The 21,879-nt window shown below is 38.8% G+C and carries 19 protein-coding genes; 14 read left to right on the top strand and 5 right to left on the bottom strand.

Features of this window, described 5'->3' with window-relative positions; all coding sequences use genetic code 11:
- The first annotated feature begins 97 nt into the window (after positions 1 to 97).
- The 3 genes from ACXACJ_RS08990 to ACXACJ_RS09000 are packed head-to-tail and all read left to right on the top strand — an operon-like array spanning position 98 to position 2,058.
- The gene (locus ACXACJ_RS08990; RefSeq protein WP_475134029.1) at positions 98 to 838 is read left to right on the top strand and encodes a YHYH protein; all 741 of its coding nucleotides are present in this window, start codon (positions 98 to 100) and stop codon (positions 836 to 838) included.
- Position 839: 1 nt separating this feature from the next.
- Entirely contained in the window at positions 840 to 1,436 is a 597-nt protein-coding gene (locus ACXACJ_RS08995; RefSeq protein WP_475134030.1) for a toxin-antitoxin system YwqK family antitoxin, read from the top strand.
- On the top strand, positions 1,402 to 2,058 hold the full coding sequence (locus tag ACXACJ_RS09000; RefSeq protein ID WP_475134031.1) for an SCO family protein: 657 nt from the start codon (positions 1,402 to 1,404) through the stop codon (positions 2,056 to 2,058). Before ACXACJ_RS08995 ends, ACXACJ_RS09000 begins: the two co-directional genes overlap by 35 nt.
- On the opposite strand, the gene ACXACJ_RS09005 is transcribed toward ACXACJ_RS09000, so the two are convergent.
- Both ACXACJ_RS09005 and ACXACJ_RS09010 read right to left on the bottom strand, forming a co-directional pair.
- Positions 2,033 to 2,491, bottom strand: coding sequence for a hypothetical protein (locus ACXACJ_RS09005; protein WP_475134032.1), 459 nt, complete (start codon positions 2,489 to 2,491; stop codon positions 2,033 to 2,035). The genes ACXACJ_RS09000 and ACXACJ_RS09005 overlap by 26 nt on opposite strands.
- A gap of 211 nt (positions 2,492 to 2,702) precedes the next feature.
- Entirely contained in the window at positions 2,703 to 5,954 is a 3,252-nt protein-coding gene (locus ACXACJ_RS09010) for a S41 family peptidase (protein ID WP_475134033.1), read from the bottom strand.
- Between the two features lie 147 nt (positions 5,955 to 6,101).
- On the opposite strand from ACXACJ_RS09010, the gene ACXACJ_RS09015 reads away from it, so the two are divergent.
- The 3 genes from ACXACJ_RS09015 (at position 6,102) to ACXACJ_RS09025 (ending at position 9,717) form a co-directional block, all read left to right on the top strand.
- Positions 6,102 to 6,683 (top strand): LOG family protein, encoded by a 582-nt coding sequence (locus ACXACJ_RS09015; protein WP_475134034.1) that lies wholly within the window; start codon positions 6,102 to 6,104, stop codon positions 6,681 to 6,683.
- Between the two features lie 291 nt (positions 6,684 to 6,974).
- Complete coding sequence (locus ACXACJ_RS09020) at positions 6,975 to 9,335, top strand: ATP-binding protein (protein ID WP_475134035.1); 2,361 nt, start codon at positions 6,975 to 6,977, stop codon at positions 9,333 to 9,335.
- A complete protein-coding gene (locus ACXACJ_RS09025) occupies positions 9,313 to 9,717 on the top strand; it encodes a RidA family protein (RefSeq protein WP_475134036.1) in 405 nt (134 codons plus the stop codon). The genes ACXACJ_RS09020 and ACXACJ_RS09025 overlap by 23 nt, the downstream gene beginning before the upstream one ends.
- Here ACXACJ_RS09025 and ACXACJ_RS09030 read toward each other — a convergent pair.
- Entirely contained in the window at positions 9,712 to 10,356 is a 645-nt protein-coding gene (locus ACXACJ_RS09030) for an NUDIX hydrolase (RefSeq protein WP_475134037.1), read from the bottom strand. The genes ACXACJ_RS09025 and ACXACJ_RS09030 overlap by 6 nt on opposite strands.
- Positions 10,357 to 10,514: 158 nt before the next feature.
- Between ACXACJ_RS09030 and ACXACJ_RS09035 the strand changes: the two genes are divergently transcribed.
- The 3 genes from ACXACJ_RS09035 (at position 10,515) to ACXACJ_RS09045 (ending at position 12,943) form a co-directional block, all read left to right on the top strand.
- Complete coding sequence (locus ACXACJ_RS09035; RefSeq protein WP_475135078.1) at positions 10,515 to 11,153, top strand: DUF4159 domain-containing protein; 639 nt, start codon at positions 10,515 to 10,517, stop codon at positions 11,151 to 11,153.
- Between the two features lie 95 nt (positions 11,154 to 11,248).
- The gene (locus ACXACJ_RS09040; RefSeq protein ID WP_475134038.1) at positions 11,249 to 11,620 is read left to right on the top strand and encodes a BlaI/MecI/CopY family transcriptional regulator; all 372 of its coding nucleotides are present in this window, start codon (positions 11,249 to 11,251) and stop codon (positions 11,618 to 11,620) included.
- Between the two features lie 24 nt (positions 11,621 to 11,644).
- Entirely contained in the window at positions 11,645 to 12,943 is a 1,299-nt protein-coding gene (locus ACXACJ_RS09045; protein WP_475134039.1) for a M56 family metallopeptidase, read from the top strand.
- A 45-nt stretch (positions 12,944 to 12,988) separates the two neighbouring features.
- Here the strand turns inward: ACXACJ_RS09045 and ACXACJ_RS09050 are convergent, their stop codons facing one another.
- Positions 12,989 to 13,441: a hypothetical protein gene (locus tag ACXACJ_RS09050; protein ID WP_475134040.1), complete on the bottom strand. Its 453-nt coding sequence runs from the start codon at positions 13,439 to 13,441 to the stop codon at positions 12,989 to 12,991.
- Positions 13,442 to 13,508: 67 nt separating this feature from the next.
- On the opposite strand from ACXACJ_RS09050, the gene smc reads away from it, so the two are divergent.
- The 5 genes from smc to ACXACJ_RS09075 all read left to right on the top strand — a co-directional run bounded on the left by smc (position 13,509) and on the right by ACXACJ_RS09075 (position 21,283).
- Positions 13,509 to 17,045, top strand: a complete 3,537-nt coding sequence (gene smc, locus ACXACJ_RS09055; RefSeq protein ID WP_475134041.1) for a chromosome segregation protein SMC — start codon at positions 13,509 to 13,511, stop codon at positions 17,043 to 17,045.
- A gap of 64 nt (positions 17,046 to 17,109) precedes the next feature.
- On the top strand, positions 17,110 to 18,039 hold the full coding sequence (locus ACXACJ_RS09060) for a DUF2167 domain-containing protein (RefSeq protein WP_475134042.1): 930 nt from the start codon (positions 17,110 to 17,112) through the stop codon (positions 18,037 to 18,039).
- 47 nt (positions 18,040 to 18,086) lie between these two features.
- Positions 18,087 to 18,716, top strand: a complete 630-nt coding sequence (locus ACXACJ_RS09065; protein WP_475134043.1) for an SGNH/GDSL hydrolase family protein — start codon at positions 18,087 to 18,089, stop codon at positions 18,714 to 18,716.
- Positions 18,713 to 19,558, top strand: a complete 846-nt coding sequence (locus ACXACJ_RS09070) for a cyanophycinase (protein ID WP_475134044.1) — start codon at positions 18,713 to 18,715, stop codon at positions 19,556 to 19,558. Before ACXACJ_RS09065 ends, ACXACJ_RS09070 begins: the two co-directional genes overlap by 4 nt.
- A gap of 123 nt (positions 19,559 to 19,681) precedes the next feature.
- Positions 19,682 to 21,283, top strand: coding sequence for a MutS-related protein (locus ACXACJ_RS09075; protein WP_475134045.1), 1,602 nt, complete (start codon positions 19,682 to 19,684; stop codon positions 21,281 to 21,283).
- Positions 21,284 to 21,286: 3 nt separating this feature from the next.
- Here the strand turns inward: ACXACJ_RS09075 and ACXACJ_RS09080 are convergent, their stop codons facing one another.
- Positions 21,287 to 21,817 (bottom strand): hypothetical protein, encoded by a 531-nt coding sequence (locus tag ACXACJ_RS09080; protein ID WP_475134046.1) that lies wholly within the window; start codon positions 21,815 to 21,817, stop codon positions 21,287 to 21,289.
- Positions 21,818 to 21,879: the final 62 nt, after the last annotated feature.

Consider the following 21,879-nt stretch of genomic DNA (forward strand, 5'->3'; position numbering starts at 1 on the left):
GGTCGATTGATCAGCCTTCTTTTTTTCAAAATATTTTTTCTGAAGCGCAAGTTTCATGAGCTGTTGTCATCCAAAGCATTACAAAAAGGCAACAGATATGAAAACAAAAGCTCTTCTTTTTCCCGTATTTCTAACCTTGGCTTTGGCTTGTTCAAGCAATGGTGAAGTCGACCCGATAGACGATCAAAACACTGAAATACCTGCTATTTTCGAGAAGTTCACGGATAACGTGACCGTTTATATTGATGGTGATTTTCTTGTAGTAGAAACTGATGACATCCCGAATCATTCAAGCCCATATTTCTCTCAAAGCGATTCGCGATACGAAGCCTATAATGGAGATAACGCCAACTTCCATATTAACCCTAACCGAATTGAAACCCAAAGCATTACACTTAGAATACCTCTAAACCCCAAGGAAGCGACCAATAAAGAAGCAACTCCATTGGGCGCAATTGGCATATCACTAAATGGTGTAGTGTTTTTCAATCAATATGCGGGGCCAAACCAACCTTTAACCAATGAAATTGACTCTTTCGACCAATATCTTGGTCATCCACAGAACTCAGGAGTTTATCATTATCATCAAGAACCTTCCTATTTGACCGCAACGCTTGGCAGCGATGTTTTGCTAGGTTGGCTTTTAGATGGATTTCCTGTGTATGGCCCCATAGAAGATGGGCAACGGGTAACAAATGTCGACCTTGACGATTATCACGGGCATATTCATGAAACCGAAGAATATCCTGATGGAATTTACCACTACCATATTACAGATGCTGATCCATATATAAACGGAAGTGGATTTTTTGGAGTAGCGGGTACCGTAAGCAATTGATTTGAAAAAGGTATTCACATATAGCCTTATCCTCATTTCATTAGGAATAAGAAGTAGTCAACATCCGACCGAAGAAAATACTATTGCCTCAATCGAAGTATCTGAGGAAGATCCAAGGCTCCATCAATCCGGAGCCTTGGTCTACCTTGATGATATTCCTTTTACCGGAGTTGTATTCAGTAATTATTCAAACGGCCAGACTGCAAGCAGAAGGTCATTTTTCAAAGGAAAAAAGCACGGAGAGCACTTTGTTTATTATGAAAATGGCAACCTAAAAGAAATAAGGTTTTACGCATCGAATAGAAAAGAAGGTCATCACCAAGGTTGGTGGCCAAATGGAAATCAAAAGTTCGATTATTATTTTAAAAAGGGCCTTGAGTATGGGGAATCAAAGGAATGGTTTGAAAGTGGGCAAGCATATAGAGTGTTTCATTATGAAAATGGAAAAGAAATAGGCTCACAAAAAATGTGGGAAACCGATGGCTCAATCAGAGCCAATTATATAGTTAAAAATGGTCATAGATATGGCCTCATCGGATTAAAAAACTGCAAATCTGTGAGTGATGAAAAAGGCGTTTTCACTGCTATTAATTATTAGCTTTTTGGGGTGTAGTAATTCTGAAAAAGCTCAAGAAATCCAGACACAAATTCCACTACCTTTCTACAATTCAGCTGATTTCTCGCCAGAATGGATTGAAGAAAGCGCAGAAGAATACAGCAGTATTCATTCAATTGCCCCTTTTGCTTTTGAAGACCAAAATGGCAACACCATAACTAATGAAGACATGCAAGGCAAAATCTATGTCGCTGACTTCTTCTTCACCATTTGTCCAAGCATTTGCCCCAAAATGACATCCAATTTATCTCAAGTTCAAGAAGCTTTCAAACAAGATTCTGAGGTGAAAATACTGTCTTACTCGGTAATGCCATGGGTGGATTCGGTAGCGGTTTTGAACAGCTATGCCCAACTTCACAACATTGATTCCAATCAATGGCACTTACTTACTGGTAATCAACAGGAAATCTATGACCTTGCTAGAAATTCCTATTTCGCGGAAAAGGAAATAGGCTTAAGCAAAAGTTCCGAAGAATTTCTTCACACAGAAAATCTTATTTTGGTTGATGGGAGAGGAAGAATCAGAGGCGTTTATAACGGCACTATTCCTCTTGAAATGAATCGACTGATTCTGGACATTAAAACATTGAAATCACTCGGTTGATGATTGACGAAATAGCCAAACCCGACCAAACTAACAAAATTCCCAATCTGGTTCTGATCTGCCGATAGTGTTTTGCCTGTAAGTAGTAAACCCCAAAAAGAAAAACAATCAACAAAGGCCATACAGGAATATCCAATGGTAATTTAATAGCAACGATAAGTTCGTAGGCAAAAAACACCATTCCACTTACCACAATAAAAGCCACTTGGAATTTCTCTAACGAAAATGAGTTTGTAGATTCAAAACTAGCCAACAGAGAAAAGAAAGCTACGGCAAATTGTGCGTAGGTAGATATTCCATAAAAATTAACACACAGCGCCAATGCACTTAAACACAAAGCAAACGTTACGACCTTAGTAAAGGTATTATGAACGCGACCTATTCTCAGCAGCCCTAGTATGCCAAAAATTACTAGAATAACGGTAGAAACCATAAAAATTAGGTATAGTTAACAAAGTATTGATTTTCAAAAACATACCTTAATCTGTTTTAGAAGTCTCAATAAATGTAGTTAAAAAGATTATCGCATGTCAATATTCCAATGTAAAAAAATTAAGTCCCGAATATGATTATTCGGGACTTAAAAATAACATCATTGAATTCTATGATTTTTACCTCATCGAATTTGAGGATTTACCAATTTTCTATTCATTACCTTTTTTTACAGGGCGCTTCCAACGGATAGGTGCGGCTGGTTCAGGCTTGAAAATTACTTCCTCTGTTTTCAACAACCTCATAGCTTCTTCTACGGCTTTTTCCAATTGAGGGTCCTTTCCGCCAATCACCAATTTTGGGGTTTGCTCAACTTCAATATCGGGAGCTATTCCTTGACCTTCCACATCCCATTCTCCTTCAGTATTATAGAAACCACCGCGAGGCGCAACCATCCTACCATTATCGATAAATGGAGGAGTATCCCAAGTACCTACTAAACCACCCCATGTGAGTGTACCCACTAATGGGCCAAGTTTCATTTTCTTAAACATATAAGGAAGCAAATCTCCTCCAGAGCCTGCTCTTCCGTTGATAATCATAACTTTAGGGCCATAAATACCGGCTCCTGGCGTAGTAAAAGGCCTGTGCCCTTCAACCCTACTATTGAAATAACCTAGCAAGGTTCTGTTCATGATGTCAATCATGTAATCGGCAGCCGATCCACCACCGTTATTTCTCTCGTCTATAACAGCTCCTTTTTTGTCTTGTTGAGAAAAATAGTAACGATTAAAGTAAGTGTACCCAGGGTTTGAAGTATTTGGAACGTACACATAGGCCAATTTTCCTCCTGAAAGTGCATCTACTTTTTTACGGTTTCCTTCAATCCAGTCGAAACTACGAAGTCCATTTTCGCTTGAAATGGTTTCTACGGTAATCACTTTGGCGCCATCAACTTTTGGTTTGTCGTTTACTAAAAGTTTAACCTGACGATTAGCGGTTCCAACAAAGTAGCTAAAGAAGTTTTTATTGGCATCAACCATTTCACCGTCAACCTTCAGAATATAATCACCTTCTTTTACATTAATACCAGGAGTAGCCAAAGGAGCCCGTAAACTTGGGTTCCAGCTTTCACCAGTATAGATCTTAGTTATTCTAAAACCATTTTTATCTTGGGTGATATCAGCCCCTAAAAGCCCTACTCGGTCGCTCTCAACCCTAGGGAAATCTCCTCCAGAAACATAAGAATGGCCTACAGCAACTTCGCCACTAATAATATCGACAATATAATTGAGGTCGGAACGATGACGAACATCCTTTACCCAAGGTGAATACCACTCCCAAACTTTGTCCCAAGGAGCGCCATGTACATTGTCTACATACAAGAAATCTCTCATATACCTCCAACCCTCTTTGAGAATTTGCTTAGCCTCAGCCTGCGGATCTACTTTTACTCTGATATCTGAAGTGCTGATTCTGCCATCACCAGATTTTTTTGACCCTCCTGAAGTTGATACCATCCCCCAAGTTCCGCCACTGCGGTATAAAAGCGTTTTCTTGTCCATAGAAGTTACTGCGGAACTGATTCTTTCCATAAACTGAACCTCTTTTCTTTCCTTTATACTATAGCGATGAAGCGCATTCCCTCCTTCTGGCTGCACTTCAACATAAAAGACATGATCGGCAGGACCTTCTATCAAAGCGGTATAATTTCTTGAAGGAACATCAACCGCTAAGATTCTTTTTTCTATGCCTTCGAAATCAATTTTCACAGAAACATCACCTTTAGTTTCTTCCTTCTTGGTTTCTTCTTTAACTACTTCTTCATCACTGATAGGAAGGAATGGAGAAGGCTCTGACTTATCAAGCAATACCATATAAAGAGCTCTGGTGACTGGCATATTATAGCTACTCATATCGAGCCAACCCGTATTTAGGCCGAAATCGGTACTTGCTAAAAAGTAAAGGTATTTACCGTTCGCATCCCAAGCAGGCGTAATAGCATCGGACATTCCATCGGTTATTTGAGTTGATTTACCCGATTCTAAGCTATACACTTTAACCGCTTTGAACTGATTTTCTTGCAATCGAACATAAGCAATCCACTTGCTGTCTGGAGACCAAATAGGATTCATAGAACGATCTGGGTGAGCATACAATTCTGTATCAACCTTTTTTGCTTCATCCTTCTCAATATCCACATACCACATGTTATAATCCGTGTCGGTATAGGCAATGTACTTTCCGTCTGGCGACCAAACTGGATTAAAATAGAAGGTGGGATTTGGCAGTTTTATAGATCGAGGAGTTGCCAAACCCTCCTGATCAGAAATCATTAAAGTGTATTCTCCGGTTTTGTCTGAAAACCAAGCGATTTTACTTCCATCAGGAGACCAAACTGGAGACCTATCCGCTGAACTATTGTCATTAGAAACATTTCTCCAATCGCCTTCTTCTTTCGGAACAGTAATTATTTCGCCCCTAAACTCAAAGACGGCACGCTTTCCTGTGGGAGAAATATTTGCATTAATCAACTGACCTGCAGAAGCATCTACCCACCTTGGGCGACCCCAATTCATATCTCCCGAAACAGTGATGTTGAGTTGCTTGTGCTCACCCGTCTTCGGATTTAAGGTATGCAAATAGCTTCCTTGCTCGTAAACCAACATTCCTGCACCGGCATCAATGTTTTTTACATCAAAATCAGCATGGAAAGTAATTTGCTTCGATTCATTATTTTTGGGGTTGAAAGACCAAATATTATTAGCGAAATCTCTTTCTGACAAATAATAAACTACTCCGTTTAACCAAACCGGGCTTGTATGTCTTTCACCATCCAATTGAGGCGTTTCCTTTAAATCATAATTCTTTAAATCTACAATCCAAATTGGCTTGGCTTGGCCACCTCTGTGATTCCTCCATTCAGGATCCCAGAATGAAATCTGTTGATAAGCAATATATTTTCCATCTGCAGAAATTTGACCATCCACTCCTCTTGGAATAATCAACTCTTCTGATGTTCCACCCTTGGTGCTAACACTAAAAAACTTAGATTCTTTCGTTGGATGACCATTTCTACCTGAACTAAATAACACTTTTCCGTCAGGGGTCCATCCTGTTACAACATCATTCCCTGGGTGATAAGTCAATCTTTGTGGCTCGCCTCCATGGGAAGGAATGATATAAACGTCTCCGTTTCCATCATACTGGCCGGTAAATGCAATCCACTTACCATCTGGTGAAAAATGAGGATCGGTTTCCCCTCCAATATTAGTAGTGAGCCTCTTGGCCTCTCCTCCATTTAAACCAACAGACCAAAGGTCATTGGCATAAACAAAAACAATTTCGTTTTGAGATATCGTTGGTTCTCTCAGCAATCTGGTGCCTTGGGCATTCAAAGAAAATGCACTGCAAGCAGCTAAAAAGAGAAGAATCCAACGAGGTGTAGTTAAATATCTAATCATGTTTTATTTATTGATAGTTTGTGGAAGATACCAAAAATCCATATTGAACCGAACCCAAAAGGTATGTACTTACCTTTTTTAGTGATCAACCTTTTGAGTTCACAAGAATCATATCGAACTTGCTAAGCTCAACTGAGTTTAATTTTCATGCAAAAGATTAAAAAGGTTTGCGTTTACTGCGCTTCAAGCCAAGATATAGATGAAAAGTATTTTGAGGCTACTGAAAAACTGGCCAAAATACTAGTGAAGAACAACATTACTGTTGTTTATGGTGGTGGCGGAAGGGGCTTAATGGGCAAACTAGCTGACACAATCATTTCTGAAAAAGGTAGAATTGTCGGTATCATGCCTCATTTTATGAGAGAAGTTGAATTCCATCATAAAGATGTCAATGAGTTCATTTTCACAGCCGATATGCATGAAAGGAAAAAGCAGTTTATGGTTGGGGTTGACGCTTTAATTACTCTTCCCGGAGGCTGTGGAACCATGGAAGAACTTATGGAAGCCATTACCTTAAAACGATTGGGGATTTTCACAAAACCTATATTAATTCTCAATGTAGATGGTTATTACAATCCACTACTAAAAATGCTTGACAATTGTATAGACCACAATTTCATGAAACCTGTACATAAAGGCATCTGGACCACTTTTGATGATCCTGAAAAAGTAATTGAAGCCATAAATCAGTCAGAACCTTGGAGTAAAGACGCCATCAAATTTGCGTAGTTTTTATACCCATAAATTGATCGTTTGAATTCACTATTTAGCTTATTACAGCAATAGCATTTTTTTTATATATCAGCATTTAATATTGATAGGATAAATTCGCAATTTGCCGCTTAATTATAGGCAATGGCCATGTTTGCCCGAAGATTTAAAATACTGAAACTAACCAACTTACTCGTTTTTGTAGTGCTTTGTTCTTTGAGTTCAACTCATTGGGCAAAGGCGGAAGTTTTTTGGCAACAACACAAAATATATAGTAACAAAACACAGAAAATATCACCTTCTCAAATCATGGTATTCCGAGATGACACCAATCTCTTGGAATATGACGATGTTAAAGATTTCAATCAAAGTTACTTTATATCCCTCAATCAAATTGACCTATTTGAGAAAACCAAAACCTATTGGGTAAAGCTTTCTCTCACCAATTCTACCGAAGAACACAGCGACTTTGTGCTCTATACAGGAGACAATGCCTACTCAACTGCATACTTAAATCATAATGGCAGAGTTGATACTTTAAAAACTGGCTACTTTGTGCCTATTGAGGAACGAGATATCAAACAAGGTTTTCAATCTAGGTTCAGAATAAGTCTTCATGCAGAAGAAAGCGTGGAAATCCTGATCAAGATAAAATCTCTGGATAACTTCCCTCCCCGCTTCGATTTCAAAATTGTGCCGATGGACGATTGGCATAAGCAAATTGAAGACAAAGGCCTTTTAGAGGGGATTTTCACTGGTTTGTTATTGGTGCTCTCTGTTTTGGGCTTCACATTCTTCATTTATGTGAGAAAGTACGAGTTCCTATTTTATGGTTTATACACCTTGTCAAATGGCCTATACTTCACGTTTTATTATGGCTTTCTCGACACGTATTTGTTCCCGTCTCACCCTGAATACATGTCGTTTTTATGGTTGTTGCCCAACCTAACAGCAGGATTCTATTTATTCTTTGCCCGCTATTTCTTAAACACGCAAGAGAACTATAAAAAATGGGACGGTTATTTTAAGTGGTTCGCGTGGAGCATTGGAGCCGCCTTTATCATTAACTCCATTTATGTTACGCTTTCACAAGATGTTTTGAACTCGCTTATTGTACATAATTTCTTCAATATCATCCTGAGTACAAGCGTAATCGTATTCATTCTTTCCATAAGAAAATTGAACACAGTAGAGGCCAAATACTTTACGCTGGCTTCAGTGTTTCTTGTAAGCATTATCATTTTTGCTTCGGCAGAATACATTCTCAACCTAGATTCCAATGTGATTCCATTCGTGCAAATTGCTGTGAGTTTTGAGGTGTTGTTTTTTGCGTTTGGCTTGGGTCATAAAATGAAAGAATTGTTCGAAAACCATTCCGTTACCCAGGAATCTCTCATTATTCAACTTATTGAAAATGAAAGGCTTCAAAGCAAAATCAACTTAGAATTGAAAGAAAAAGTGGCCGAAAGAACCCACTTGATTAACATTCAGAATAAGGAATTAAAAATTGCCAGAAAAGAAGCTGAAGACGCTACTAAATCTAAGTCTGAGTTCCTTTCAGTGATGAGTTATGAAATCAGAACTCCGCTCAATGCAATCATCAGTTTGAGCCATTTACTGGACATTGACAATGAAAACGAAGAGACTCAAGAATACATCGATGCCCTGAAATTTTCAGCAGAAGGCCTTAGCAGCTTAATCAACGACATTTTGGATTACAACAAAATGGAAGCTGGTAAACTCAAATTAGAAAACATCGACTTCTCCTTAATAGACCTGTTAAAGAATATTCGCGATAGCTTCAAATTTAAAGCATCTAGCAAAGGTGTCGCTCTCAATTTTGGCTTGGAAGAAAACACTCCAAATAAGTTAGTTGGTGACCCAACACGATTGACTCAAATCTTCAACAACCTGATTAGCAACGCCTTAAAATTCACTGACGAAGGTAGCGTAAATGTAAGCGCTTCTTTGGTGGGCGTAAAAGACGATAGAGTTACCTTAGTGTTCACTGTAGCCGATACTGGAATTGGTATTCCTAAAGAAAAACTGGACGAAATTTTCAACGACTACGAACAAGCGAGTAGCGATACTACCCGCAAATATGGTGGAACTGGACTTGGACTGGCCATCACAAAAAAATTATTGGAAATGCATAATGGAGAAATCAGCGTGAAAAGTGAAGCAAACGAAGGAGCGGAATTCAAGTTTAAAATTGAATTTGGCTTGCCAGAATCTTTCGACATTCTCGCTGCAGATAAGGCAAATACTACGGATGATCTTAAGTTGGCCAAAATTCTTGTAGTTGACGATAACTATATGAATAGAATGGTGCTCAAAAGATTGTTCCAAAAATGGAATGCCGATTTCTATGAGGCTTCTAGTGGAGAAAAGGCCGTTGAAATTGCCAATCAGGCTTCATTCGACCTGATTCTTATGGATCTTCAAATGGAAGGCATGAACGGTTTTGAATGTGCAGCAGCCATTAAGCAAAAATCCGCGTTCAATACTTCAACCCTGATTTTAGGACTTACCGCCTTTAGCGAAAGCGAAATAGAGCCGAATAAAAATGCTCATTTCATGGAAGAATATATCTCGAAACCTTTCGACCCAAAATCACTTCTTCAAAAACTCGTTCAATATTTAGAAAATGGCCACCTCAAAGAGAATTAACCTTTCCAGTGGCAGCCCTTGGGAAGATATTGTTGGATATTCCAGAGCTGTTAGAATCGGAAATACGATTGAGGTTACGGGAACGGTTGCCGATGACGAGGGAATTCTTGTAGGTAAGGACGATCCTTATACACAGACAAAATTTGCTATTCAAAAAATAGAGAAAGCACTAAAATCTCTCGGTGCAGAATTGAAAGATGTGGTAAGAACCAGAATGTTTGTAACCAACATCGATCAATGGGAAGAAATTGGCAGAGCACACAGCGAGTTTTTCAAAGAAATCAAACCATGTACCACCATGGTAGAAGTTTCGCGTTTTATTGGCCCAGATTATTTGGTGGAAATAGAAGCCACAGCTATTCTCGAAAACCCAGATTTATAATCCAACGGATTCTAAAACATGAAGTAATTCGCTTAATATCATTGCAGTGGCACCCCAAACTTGATGTCCGCCAACATGAAAATAAGGTGACTGAATCACATACTTTCCGAAACGCATTTCTTGAATTCCTCGCAAACTTTCGTTTCTCAAGTCAGCGATTGAAACTTCCAATACGTCCTCAACTTCAATCGGGTCTGGAATGAATTCAGGCACCTGACTTAAAAAACCCACCGTTGGTTTCACTTTAAAATTGCTAGCGACAATAAATAGGTCAGAAAGATTGCCTAACACGGTAATATCTGTAGCCTTCACTCCTATTTCTTCTTCAGTTTCCCTTAAGGCCGTTTCTATAAGGTCGCGATCTGAATCCTCTAATTTCCCTCCCGGAAAACTCACTTGGCCGCTGTGAGCTCCTGCATAACTTGGCCTTTTCATCAAAGGCAGATACAGCTCTCCATTTTTCGGGTATAACAAAGCCATCACTCCACCGGGGCGGGCGGGACTATTCGGATTCTCATTAAACCGACTTTCATCCACAGGCGATGGAGCCATAAGAACTTGTGCCTCTCTTCCAGGCAGTGGCTCAGCCAATCGTTGCCTTAATTTCTCAACCCATAAATCTCCTACAGAAATGTCCATTTTAAAAATTCGTTTCCATCTACACCAATTCTAAAGCATTCTCGAATAAAACTTAGTTCAATTATATCAGGCTTTCTTTAAAGCAGTCAATATTTTGACTATTATGAATTGAATTTGAGAAATGTGATGCTATGGCAAACCTAATTCGTGGTTTTATAATGGCTTTGCTTGTGATATTTTCAACACAAGGCAATGCTCAACAGAACAAAATAAAAATTGCAAAACTGAAATACAATGGTGGTGGCGACTGGTATGCTAACAAAACTGCGTTACCCAACCTTGCTACTTTTTGTAACGAAAACTTAAAGACCAATATCGATACCGAAGATGCAGTGGTAGAAGTTGGCAGTCCAAGCCTTTTCGATTATTCATTTCTATATATGACAGGCCATGGAAATGTTGTTTTCTCTAATCAGGAAGCTGAAAATCTGAGAAATTATCTGCTTGCTGGAGGCTTTCTCCACATTGACGACAACTATGGTCTCGATCAATTTATTAGACTGGAGATGAAAAAGGTTTTTCCAGAATTAGAATTTATAGAACTGCCACACGATCACGCTATTTACCATCAGAAATTCGAATTTGAAAAAGGAATCCCAAAGGTTCATGAACATGATGGAAAAGCCCCACAAGGTTTTGGTTTAGTTTATGAAGGTCGATTAATCTGCTATTATTCTTACGAAAGTGATTTAGGAAACGGCTGGGAAGATCAACGCATTCATAACGACCCTCAATCCGTAAGACTTCAGGCGCTACGCATGGGTGCGAACCTAATCACATACGCCTTTACTCAATAAATCTTAGTCAAAAAACTACGCTGTTAGTTGGAAAACTACCCGAATAGTTTTATCATTGATATTAGACACAACATAAGTATTAACAACTTTGAGTTATGAAAGAATTAACAAAGGCGGAAGAGCAGGTGATGAAGATTTTGTGGGAGATTGACAGAGGATTTGTCAAGGATGTGCTCGTAAAAATGCCAGAACCAAAACCCGCTTATAATACCGTTTCTACGATCATTAGAATTTTGGAAAAAAAGGGGTTTGTAGGTTATAAAGCCTACGGAAAAACTCATGAATACTTTCCTATTATTGACAAAACCAGTTACAGTAATTTCTACTTGAAAAACTTTATTGGAGGATATTTTGGAGGTTCTTTCCAAAAACTGGTTTCGTTTTTCGCCAAAGAAAACGACATGGACGTTAAAGACTTTGAGTCTTTAGTAAAACATGTTGAAGATGACTTAAAAGAAGAAGAATAATACCTCTAATTTAAAAGGCAGTTTATGTCAAAGCACCCAACGCTGGAATTGCTGGATACGCTCAATGATGGGCTTCTCTACGTTTTAGAAACCGCTACTTGCCTAGCCGTTTTCTATCTACTATATCATTTCGTACTAAGAAATGAGAGAAGCTTTCAGTACAACAGATTCTATCTACTATCTGCGGTGCTTTTCTCATTAGCATTCCCTTTGATAGAAGTGGATTACAATCCAGAGTACACCCCGAGTGTTCTAAATTCCATTCACGAGGTAGGCAATGAGGTAACGAAAGAGCCAATTATTGAACCGAAGGGATTCACTTCAGTTACGGTTGTCGCTGAATCTGAAAGGCCATTTATGTTGTGGTGGGAAGTGGCGCTACTCCTTTATATTGCAGGTTTCGTGGCTTTAGGTTTAAGGTTGTTTATTCAAATCAGATCCTTCAAAGAATTTCTTTGGTACAGAAGACATCAGACTAGGTTTAAGGATCATTACTTCCTTGTTAAAACCGAAGGTCAAATGCCAACTTTTGCCTTCTTCAAATACTTAATGTGGGACGATTCTATTGAGCTGTCTGCTGAAGAAAAGAAGCAAATTATGGATCATGAAAAGGTTCATATTAAGCAAAAACACTCCTTAGATATTATGCTTATGGAGGTTTTAAAGATTTTCTTCTGGTTCAATCCCTTTATCTATTTGTATAGAAGTTTACTTGAAGAAATTCACGAATATGAAGCCGACAACAAAGCTGTATTGGCCAATGGTCAATTGGCTTACACCAAACTTTTGGTAAAGTTGGTATTTCAGAAAATGGGGTTGAATCAAGGAAGCCACTTCGCCAAGAATAAAACCTTGAAAAGAGTGGATATGATCAAAGCCCAGAAGAAGATAAGCTGGTTGAAATTGTTGACTCCCCTGCCTGTAGCTGCATTGTTATTCTTCATATTTTCTTGTGAAGCTATAACAGAGCACGCTCCTATCACTGTTGCAGATGTTGCTTACATCTATACCAGCTTTGGTAAAGGCGATTCACAGCCAGCTCCGCAAAAGGGTTTTGAATCTTGGAAGTCAGAAATTGCAAAAGAGTTAGCATATCCAGAAACCTCTCCTTCAAAATATAGAGAAGGCACAGTTATGGTTTCTTTCTTAATTGCTGAAGATGGAAATGTAAAAGATGTAAGATTGGTTGAAAGCTTAGGTCGTCAATTTGATAGACAAGTGGTTGAAGCTATTCGTAAATCTTCGAAATGGAAGGCTGGAATCAAAAACGGTAAACAGATTGCCACCAGAGTTGAAGTACCTATAAACTTCAGCAAGTCTTAGAAGATTAGAAAGTAAATGCCCTCCTCGTGAGGGTTTCTTTTTGCCCTAATATTTACGGTTGAAAATCTCGCTAAGAACGAATGCCTTTTTAGCTCCGTCTAAATCGCTAAGCATTTCTTGGTAATCGGTGGTTTCCTTTTCTTTCTCTTCAAATTCCTCAAAACGCTCATTCTGTTGAGAAGGTCTGGCTTTTGGTTTTTCACGTTCTCTTGTGATCGCTGTAACCGGCTTATGCTCTTTGATTTTTACCTGCTCCAAAATTGGTTCCTCTTTTCTTAAAACCTCTTGAGCTTGCTTTTTCTTTCCGGTAAACTCTTCTAAAAGTTCTTCAAAAGTAGGTTGATGTTTTACTGGCGGAGGACCAAGCGTGTCGCCCTTTCTGGAAGGCGAATCCGAAGTAGTTGGTTGACGCTCAGGTTTCTTCTTTTTCGTAGCAGTGAACACGAAATAAAGAATCGCAAAAATGATATAGATGATATTACCGAAGTCGAAATCCATGGCTATTAGCAAATCTAAGAATTAATTCTAATTTTGCTTGCCACGTCCATTTTTTCGGAGGTATTCTATGCAACTGACCAAGCTGGAGATTAAAGGTTTTAAGAGTTTTGGAGATAAAGCCGTCATCAATTTTGATGAGGGAATTACAGGGATTGTAGGTCCAAACGGTTGCGGAAAATCCAATGTTGTAGATTCTATTCGGTGGGTTCTTGGCGAGCAAAAAACCAGAATGCTGCGCTCAGAGAAAATGGAAAACATCATTTTCAACGGGACAAAAAACCGAAAGCCGACTCAGCTGGCAGAAGTTTCACTAACCTTTAAAAACACAAAAAACCTTCTTCCAACCGAATATACCGAAGTTACTATAACAAGGCGCTATTACCGATCGGGAGAAAGCGAATACCTTCTGAATGGGGTAAATTGTAGGTTGAAAGATATCAACGAGCTCTTTATGGATACGGGTATAGCTTCTAACAGCTATGCCATTATTGAGCTAAAAATGGTGGATGACCTTCTGAATGATAAAGAGAATTCACGAAGAGATTTATTCGAAGAAGCCGCAGGAATTTCCAAATTCAAGAAGAGAAAAAAGGAAACGCTTAAAAAGTTAAAAGAAACAGACGATGACCTGGACAGGGTTGAAGATTTGCTTTTTGAGATTGAAAAGAACCTCAAATCATTAGAGAAGCAGGCCAAACAAGCCGAAAAATATTATGTTTTAAAAGAAGAACATAAAAGTCTTTCTGTTAGGCTGACCAGAAAAACGGTAGAAAGCCAAAATAAGAAGCTTAAAAACATTGAAAAGGAGCTTCAGCAACAAGGCGACAAAAAAATCGAGATCAATCAAATGATGGCCAATCAAGAGGCCGTGATTGAAAAAGGAAAAGCTGACCTCATTTCAAAGGAAAAACTTCTTTCTACAAGACAAAGAACACTCAACGAGCATGTAAATAAAATTCGTCAGTTCGAAAGCGATCGCAAAATCAAAAACGAAAGGTTAACCTATTTGGAAGACAAAAGTGATAACCTTCGCGAACAGCTTGAATCTGACAAAAAAAGTAACGAAAGAGCGGCTTTCAGCTTAGAAAGCTTGAGAAACGAAAAAGAAGTTGTTGAAAAAGACTTTAAAACGGCTTCATCTCAAGTTGAAATATTAAAACAGGATTATGATACTCACAAGGCAAAAGCTAACGAAGCTCAAACCGCCTACAACGAAAAAAGCCAAGCCTTCAACAGCAAACGCGAAACGCTCTTCAATCTAAAAAAGGAAATTGAGATCAAAGAAATTCAGCTTCAAACGCTGAATCGAGAACTTGAAAAAACTACTTCAGACACATCAGAGCAATCTGCCAATTTAGAATCGTTTGACACTAAGCTTGCCGAAATTGAAGAACTTCTTACCAAGAAGAAGAGTGAATTAGAATTCAAGAAAAACCAAGAAGAGAGACAAAGAGAGGCCATTACCAATACGGAAGAAACCATTGACCAAATAAGGGAAAAGGTAACTTCCTTGAGTAGAAAAGTAGACTCTCAGCGCAATGAGTACAACCTTACCAAAAGCTTGGTTGAGAACTTAGAGGGTTTTCCTGAAGCGATTAAATTCTTGAAGAAGAAAGCTAACTGGAACAAAAACGCTCCTCTCCTCTCCGATATTCTTACTTGTGATGATCGATACAGAATCACAATCGAGAATTATTTGGAGCCTTACATGAACTACTATATTGTAGATAATGAAAGGCAGGCGTTCGAGGCGGTGAACATTCTCAGCGATGCTGCCAGAGGAAAAGCCAATTTCTTCATTCTTGATGCTTTCGATAAATACGAACCTGCTCAAACCAAGCTGTATCAGAACGCAATTCCTGCTACTGAAATCGTTGAGTACGAACCTCGTTATCGCAGGTTGATTGCGCATATCTTAGAAAATGTGTTTGTGATCAATGGCGGCCCGGGCGAAATACCTTTAGACGAAGATGCCGTTTTCATCACCGAAAGTGGGAAATACACAAAAAGGAAATTCAGCATTTCTGGAGGTTCTGTAGGGCTTTTTGAAGGAAAAAGAATTGGTAGAGCTAAAAACTTAGAGAAGCTACAAAAGAGCATCAAGGAACTTGAAACTCAAATTGCTGACATTAAGGAGAGACTGGATGAAAAGCAAAAAGAACTAGCTCACCTCAAATCGAGTAGCTACCGAACCGAAATTGATAGCCTTCAAAAAGAATACAATCAGGTTAATGAAGAATATATTTCTGTAAAAACCCGCAAAGAGCAGCTCTCGCAAATGCTCAGTAGCAATGCCAACCGCAGGGAAGACATTGCCAGAAATATCGATAACATTTCCGATGACCTGATTGAACTCAGGCCTGAGGTAAAAGATGCTGAAAGGGAATTCATCAATCTTCAGCAAGGAATTGGCGATTTAGAAAAGCTGGCCAAACAAGAAGCTGAACTTCTTTCTGAAAAATCACAGAAATACAACGAAGTAAATATTCTCTTCCATCAAAAGCAGAATAAACTCGAATCGGTAACTCAAGAAATTGGCTATAAACAAACCGCCTACGAAGGCAGTAAAGCCAGGATTGAGAAAAACCAGAATGAATTAGAGAAAAACGAGGCTGAAATTAAACGCCTCATCGAAACATCAGAAACCAATGATGATGAGCTCATTGGTTTATATGATGAGAAAGAAACGATTGAAAAAGGCGTTAACGAAGCTGAAAAGGAATATTACGCCCAGCGTGGCGACATTGATGTTGCCGACAAAACCCTCCGAGAGCTGAGATACAAACGCGAGCAGGCAGACACCATCTTGATGGAATTTCAGAACAAGTTGAATGAAACCAAACTGCAAATGACCTCCATTAAGGAACGACTTTCAGTTGAGTTCAACATTGATTTGAATGCGCTTTTGAGAGAGGAAGTAACAGAAGAAGACGAAGCTCCAATTGAAGAATTGGAAGCTGCGGTTCAAAAAGTAAAAGATAAAATTGAAAGAATAGGCCCCATCAACCCTATGGCGATGGAGGCTTACGAAGAGATTAAAGAGCGACACGATTTCATTACCGTCCAAAGGAATGATCTTACGGAGGCCAAGGATTCTTTGCTTCAAACCATTGATGAAATTGACACGGTGGCCCGCGACACATTCCTTTCTGCTTTTCACCAGATCAAAGAAAATTTCATTAAGGTTTTCCGTTCACTTTTTACTGAAGAAGATGATTGCGACTTGACCCTAGTTGATCCGAGCAATCCATTGGAATCGCCAATTGAAATTATGGCCAAGCCTAAAGGAAAAAGGCCATTGTCCATCAATCAGCTTTCTGGAGGTGAAAAGACATTAACGGCCACTTCTTTGCTGTTTTCCATCTACTTATTGAAGCCAGCGCCTTTCTGTATTTTTGATGAGGTTGATGCTCCTTTGGATGATGCCAACATTGATAAATTCAATCAAATCATCAAGAAATTCTCGGCCGAATCTCAATTCATTATTGTTACTCATAACAAGCGCACCATGGCCAGCACCGACATTATTTATGGTATAACCATGATTGAACAAGGTGTTTCGCGTGTAGTTCCTGCAGATTTAAGAGACCTTCCAGATAATTGATCAAATTGTATTAAAAAGCATCTGATTTCTTTGATATATTGATTGTTCAACCTTAACGATCAATATGAAAAAGTTACTTTTTTTTCTATTGTGCATATTTTTTAATCTAAGTGCACAAGCTCAAGAAGATACTACTTCTTATACTGAAGAAGAACTTCAGGCACTTCAAGAATACTATCAACATGCTTCGGACAGTATAGAAAACACCCTCTCTTATGAATATGGCACTATCAATCTAGGAGATGACCTTGCTACAATTGAAGTGCCAGAAGGATTCAAATTTCTTGACAAAACACAGGCGCAATATATTCTATCAGACTTATGGGAAAACCCATCGGATGAATCCACATTAGGGCTCCTTTTTCCAATAGATTCTAATCCTCTTTTCATGGACTATGCCATCGAGATATCTTATATAGAAGAAGGACATATTGAAGATGAAGATGCCTCTTCCATCAACTATTACGAGCTTATGGACGACATGAAAGAAAGCGTAAATGAAGAAAATAAGTCTCGCCAAGCAGCGGGTTACCCAATGGTAGACCTAATCGGTTGGGCAGCCAAACCCTACTACGATGCTACGAGTAAAAAACTTTATTGGGCTAAAGAATTGAAATTTGAAGAGTTGGAAATGAATACTCTAAATTACAACATTCGTGTGTTGGGCAGAAAAGGATACTTGATGCTTAACTATATAGCCGACATTGATCAACTTGATCTGATCAATAATAATATTGATCCTGTTTTGAACAGTATTGAATTCAATGCAGGCAACAGATATAGGGATTTCGATTCTAGCATAGACAAAGTTGCAGCTTATGGAATTGGAGGCTTAATTGCAGGAAAGATTCTTGCAAAAGCTGGTTTTTTCGCTCTTTTAGTTAAATTCTGGAAAGTTATTGCTCTTGCTGTGGTTGGTGGGGCAACTGCTGTCAGAAAATTCTTTAAAGGCAAAAAAGAGCAACAAGGGACAACCCCAACAAAAGTGGCATAATCAATCCTATGAAATACTTCCTTTTCAGCATACTAACATTTACTCTTATGACTCAATCTGCACTTGGTCAAAATTCCATCAAATATTTGGCATTGGGTGATTCGTATACCATCGGAGAAAGTGTAGCGGTTTCAGAACGTTGGCCTGTTCAATTGGCAGCGCAATTGGTAGAAAGAGGAATTTCTATGTCTGACCCGAAAATCATTGCTAAAACAGGCTGGCGAACTGACGATCTGAAAGCCGCCATAGAAGCTGACAAGGAATTAGCTCCACCCTATGATTTGGTTTCTCTCCTGATTGGGGTAAACAATCAGTACCAAGGGAAAAGCGTAGAAAGTTATACTCCTGAATTTGAAGAACTGCTTCAAATAGCTATCGAACTGGCCGGAGGAAAAGCTGAAAATGTTTTCGTAGTCTCTATTCCGGACTATGGTAAAACGCCTTTCGGAGCCGAAAAAGAAGAGCAAATTGAAAAGGAGCTGAAAGCTTATAACAAAGTGAATAAGCAAATCAGCAAAAAATATGATGTTCAATATTTCAACATCACTCCCATTTCCAAAGGTGCAAAAGAGGATTTGTCACTTGTAGCTGAAGATGGACTGCATCCATCAGGCAAAATGTATCAAGCTTGGGTTGAAATCATGACCACCAAGGTTGCTAAAATGATCAAAAAATGAAGCGATTAATCTATACTTTCTTCTTCTGTCTATTCGCAACGGCAACTATTGCACAAACTACAGGACCTAAAAATGGGCATTTGATTATTGCTGGTGGCGCCCTAAGAGATACATCCGTTTTCAACAAGTTTATAGAACTGGCAGGCGGAAATAACTCTCACATCATTGTAATTCCTACTGCGGGAGGTAATAACATCACACCTCAAGTAGTAGAAAGAACTATTGCTGAGTGGAAAGAAAAAGGTGCATCGAAAGTAACTGTGCTTCACACAACCAACCCTAAAGAAGCTGACACTCCCGAATTTGCGAATGTTATCAATGAAGCAACTGGTGTTTGGTTTCTAGGCGGAAGACAATGGAGATTGGCAGATAGCTATTTAAACACGCTCACCCAGAAAAATCTAAATGCACTTTTAGAACGTGGTGGAGTCATTGGAGGAAGTTCGGCTGGTGCTACCATTCAGGGCTCATATTTGGCCAGAGGAGATTCAAAAACCAATACGGTAATGATGGGTGATCATGAAGAAGGTTTGGCCTTCGTAAAAAACATTGCCGTAGATCAACACACTTTAGCTCGCAATCGCCAATTCGATATGTTCGAAATATTAGAAAAACACCCCGATCTATTGGGAATTGCACTAGATGAAAACACCGCAATATTGGTAGAGGGAAATCAATTCGAAGTGATTGGCGACACTTATATAGTGGTTTACGATGGCACTTATTGGAATCAAAACACGAATAAATACGAACCTATTCCTGAAGGAAAAGAGCGTTTTCATTTGCTCAAAGTGGGGCAAAAATATGACATGGCTGAAAGAAAAGTTTTAAGAAGCCGCTAATCCGCAGCAAACATTCAACCGATTAAAGCACCTCACATTTCATTTTTGTCTCGCTTACTCTTTTTCAGTTCGAACTCATAAAAAGGTTCTGTAAATCAAGCTTCTTAACCTATAATCACGCGAATGTTCGGATCCATTTCTAAAGAGCGTCTTCAATTAGTAGAAAATCACGCAAAGCTTAAAAATGGTGGCTTTTTGTTCGAAAGCATTAGTCGTTATTGGCTCAAGCTGAAACCGGATTCAACCTGCTCTTCAATTTCCGATAGAACTTATAACGATTTGGACATGGATGAACTATTTATGTTCATCGACCGAACCATTTCAAAACCTGGACAACAATATCTTTATAGCCTTCTTCGATCCATACCTAAAAATGGAGACCGCATTCGTGAGCAAGAAAAACTGATTGAGTTCTTCGAAGCCCAACCAGAAATAGAAAGAAAGTGTCTCTTAGAACTCAGCAAATTGAATAAAAGAGAATCTTCATTCATTAGTTCTCTTTTTCAAGAAGAATACATTCAAAAACCAAAATGGTATGGTCTGATTATAGGCCTCAGCGGATTAAACATCCTTTTGATTTTGCTGGCCGCTACCCTACTTCCGCAGCTTTGGATCGCCTTCATTCTTCTTGTTCCAATCAACTTTGGCATTCATTACTGGAATAAGAAGAACCTTTATGAATACGGCTCATCCATTCCTCAGCTAATTAGAATGGTTCGAGTAGCCAAAAGGCTGAAGGATTTTGCACCGAGTTCGCCACCAAACCTTAGCGAATCCATTCAGAAAATTGACAGAATGGGAAGGACATTAGCGATATTTAAAATCGAAGAAGGGCTTAAATCCGATGTTGGTCAAGTAGCGGAATTCATTATTGAGTTGCTGCGTATCGTGCTTTTAGCGGAACCCATTTTGCTATTCAGTGCCCTGAAAAAACTAGACCATAGAAGAGATAACATTCATACGATTTTCAAATTTACAGCTCAAATTGATGTAGCCATTTCCATTCGAGCGCTGAGAAACGACATTGAGCATCATTGCACTTTTAGCCAGTCTGCCAGTCAAGAATCACTAAAAGCCGAAGGACTTTATCATCCATTAATCATTGACCCTGTCAAAAATTCGATCTCCCTAACAGGCAAGTCCATCATTCTAACAGGATCAAATATGTCAGGAAAAACCACTTTCATAAGAACTATTGGGATTAATGTCATTACAGGCCAAACGCTCAACATTTGCTTTGCTGATCATTTTGAATCTCCCAGAATGCCGGTGCTTTCAGCCATTCAAATTTCTGATGATTTATTAAGTGACAAGAGTTATTATTTTGAAGAAGTGCTAGCCCTCAAGGGAATTTTAGAAGAAGGAAGCGATGAAAATCCAAACTTAATTCTCTTGGACGAACTCTTTAAAGGCACCAATACGGTTGAAAGAATTGCTGCTGGAAAGGCGGTTTTGAGCTACTTAAATCGAAACACGAATTTGGTGTTTATCGCTACCCACGATCTGGAAATGGTTGAACTGTTAAAAGAAGAGTATGATCTCTATCATTTTTCTGAAGTTATTGAAGATGACGAAATACTGTTTGACTATAAGCTAAAAACAGGCAACCTAACCAGTACTAATGCCATTAAAATATTAGAAATCAACCATTTCCCTAAATCTGTAACTGAAGAAGCGAACCGTATTGCAGGGAATTCCAAAGGGAAAATCTCCTTTCTCAAATAGAAATCAGTTCACTTTTAGGTGAAGCTCTATATTCAATTCATCTTGAATTTTCAGCAGGCCAAAGAGCTTCTTTGGTGGGTTAATTTGAAACTGGGTTAAACCGATAGAGAGATCCGTTGAAAGGAATTTACCAGCATCGCCTTTTTCTTCCTTAAAACTAACAGACGAAATTTCGAGTTCTTTCCCTAGCAATCTCAAATTCAGAACTCCAGAATATGAGGAATTCTTGTTTTCAAAATCTTCTAAAACAACTTCTATAAAGGGATATTCTTCAGCGCGAAGGGTTTTTGCAAAGTCTCTGTCGAGCATTCGGTTTCCGCAGCCAAAGGAATCAACAGGAATGCGCACACTGTATTCTGTTGGATGAGCAAACTGCACAGTGTCTTGTTCTACTCCGTTTTCATAAGCGCAAGAAAACTTCCCTAGAGAAGTTTTTCCGTTGATAACCAGAGTTTTCTCCGTCACTACAAGGTAGCTCTGACCTTGTAGTGACATTGAAGAAAACAATAATATGAATACGATCAATCTGTGCATCTGCTGTGGAAGGTTTAAACCTTCAATCTTTGTTTTAATATACCTGAATTCAGGCAATTATC

The sequence above is a fragment of the Roseivirga sp. AWQ4_251 genome (assembly GCF_056158225.1).

Excerpts from the sequence above, each read along its gene's own strand:
- ACXACJ_RS08990 (WP_475134029.1), top strand. The coding sequence starts at position 98 with ATGAAAACAAAAGCTCTTCTTTTTCCCGTATTTCTAACCTTGGCTTTG.
- ACXACJ_RS09000 (WP_475134031.1), top strand. The coding sequence starts at position 1,402 with ATGAAAAAGGCGTTTTCACTGCTATTAATTATTAGCTTTTTGGGGTGT.
- ACXACJ_RS09005 (WP_475134032.1), bottom strand. The coding sequence starts at position 2,491 with ATGGTTTCTACCGTTATTCTAGTAATTTTTGGCATACTAGGGCTGCTG.
- ACXACJ_RS09010 (WP_475134033.1), bottom strand. The coding sequence starts at position 5,954 with ATGATTAGATATTTAACTACACCTCGTTGGATTCTTCTCTTTTTAGCT.
- ACXACJ_RS09015 (WP_475134034.1), top strand. The coding sequence starts at position 6,102 with ATGCAAAAGATTAAAAAGGTTTGCGTTTACTGCGCTTCAAGCCAAGAT.
- ACXACJ_RS09020 (WP_475134035.1), top strand. The coding sequence starts at position 6,975 with ATGGTATTCCGAGATGACACCAATCTCTTGGAATATGACGATGTTAAA.
- ACXACJ_RS09025 (WP_475134036.1), top strand. The coding sequence starts at position 9,313 with ATGGCCACCTCAAAGAGAATTAACCTTTCCAGTGGCAGCCCTTGGGAA.
- ACXACJ_RS09030 (WP_475134037.1), bottom strand. The coding sequence starts at position 10,356 with ATGGACATTTCTGTAGGAGATTTATGGGTTGAGAAATTAAGGCAACGA.
- ACXACJ_RS09035 (WP_475135078.1), top strand. The coding sequence starts at position 10,515 with ATGGCTTTGCTTGTGATATTTTCAACACAAGGCAATGCTCAACAGAAC.
- ACXACJ_RS09040 (WP_475134038.1), top strand. The coding sequence starts at position 11,249 with ATGAAAGAATTAACAAAGGCGGAAGAGCAGGTGATGAAGATTTTGTGG.
- ACXACJ_RS09045 (WP_475134039.1), top strand. The coding sequence starts at position 11,645 with ATGTCAAAGCACCCAACGCTGGAATTGCTGGATACGCTCAATGATGGG.
- ACXACJ_RS09050 (WP_475134040.1), bottom strand. The coding sequence starts at position 13,441 with ATGGATTTCGACTTCGGTAATATCATCTATATCATTTTTGCGATTCTT.
- smc (WP_475134041.1), top strand. The coding sequence starts at position 13,509 with ATGCAACTGACCAAGCTGGAGATTAAAGGTTTTAAGAGTTTTGGAGAT.
- ACXACJ_RS09060 (WP_475134042.1), top strand. The coding sequence starts at position 17,110 with ATGAAAAAGTTACTTTTTTTTCTATTGTGCATATTTTTTAATCTAAGT.
- ACXACJ_RS09065 (WP_475134043.1), top strand. The coding sequence starts at position 18,087 with ATGACTCAATCTGCACTTGGTCAAAATTCCATCAAATATTTGGCATTG.
- ACXACJ_RS09070 (WP_475134044.1), top strand. The coding sequence starts at position 18,713 with ATGAAGCGATTAATCTATACTTTCTTCTTCTGTCTATTCGCAACGGCA.
- ACXACJ_RS09075 (WP_475134045.1), top strand. The coding sequence starts at position 19,682 with ATGTTCGGATCCATTTCTAAAGAGCGTCTTCAATTAGTAGAAAATCAC.
- ACXACJ_RS09080 (WP_475134046.1), bottom strand. The coding sequence starts at position 21,817 with ATGCACAGATTGATCGTATTCATATTATTGTTTTCTTCAATGTCACTA.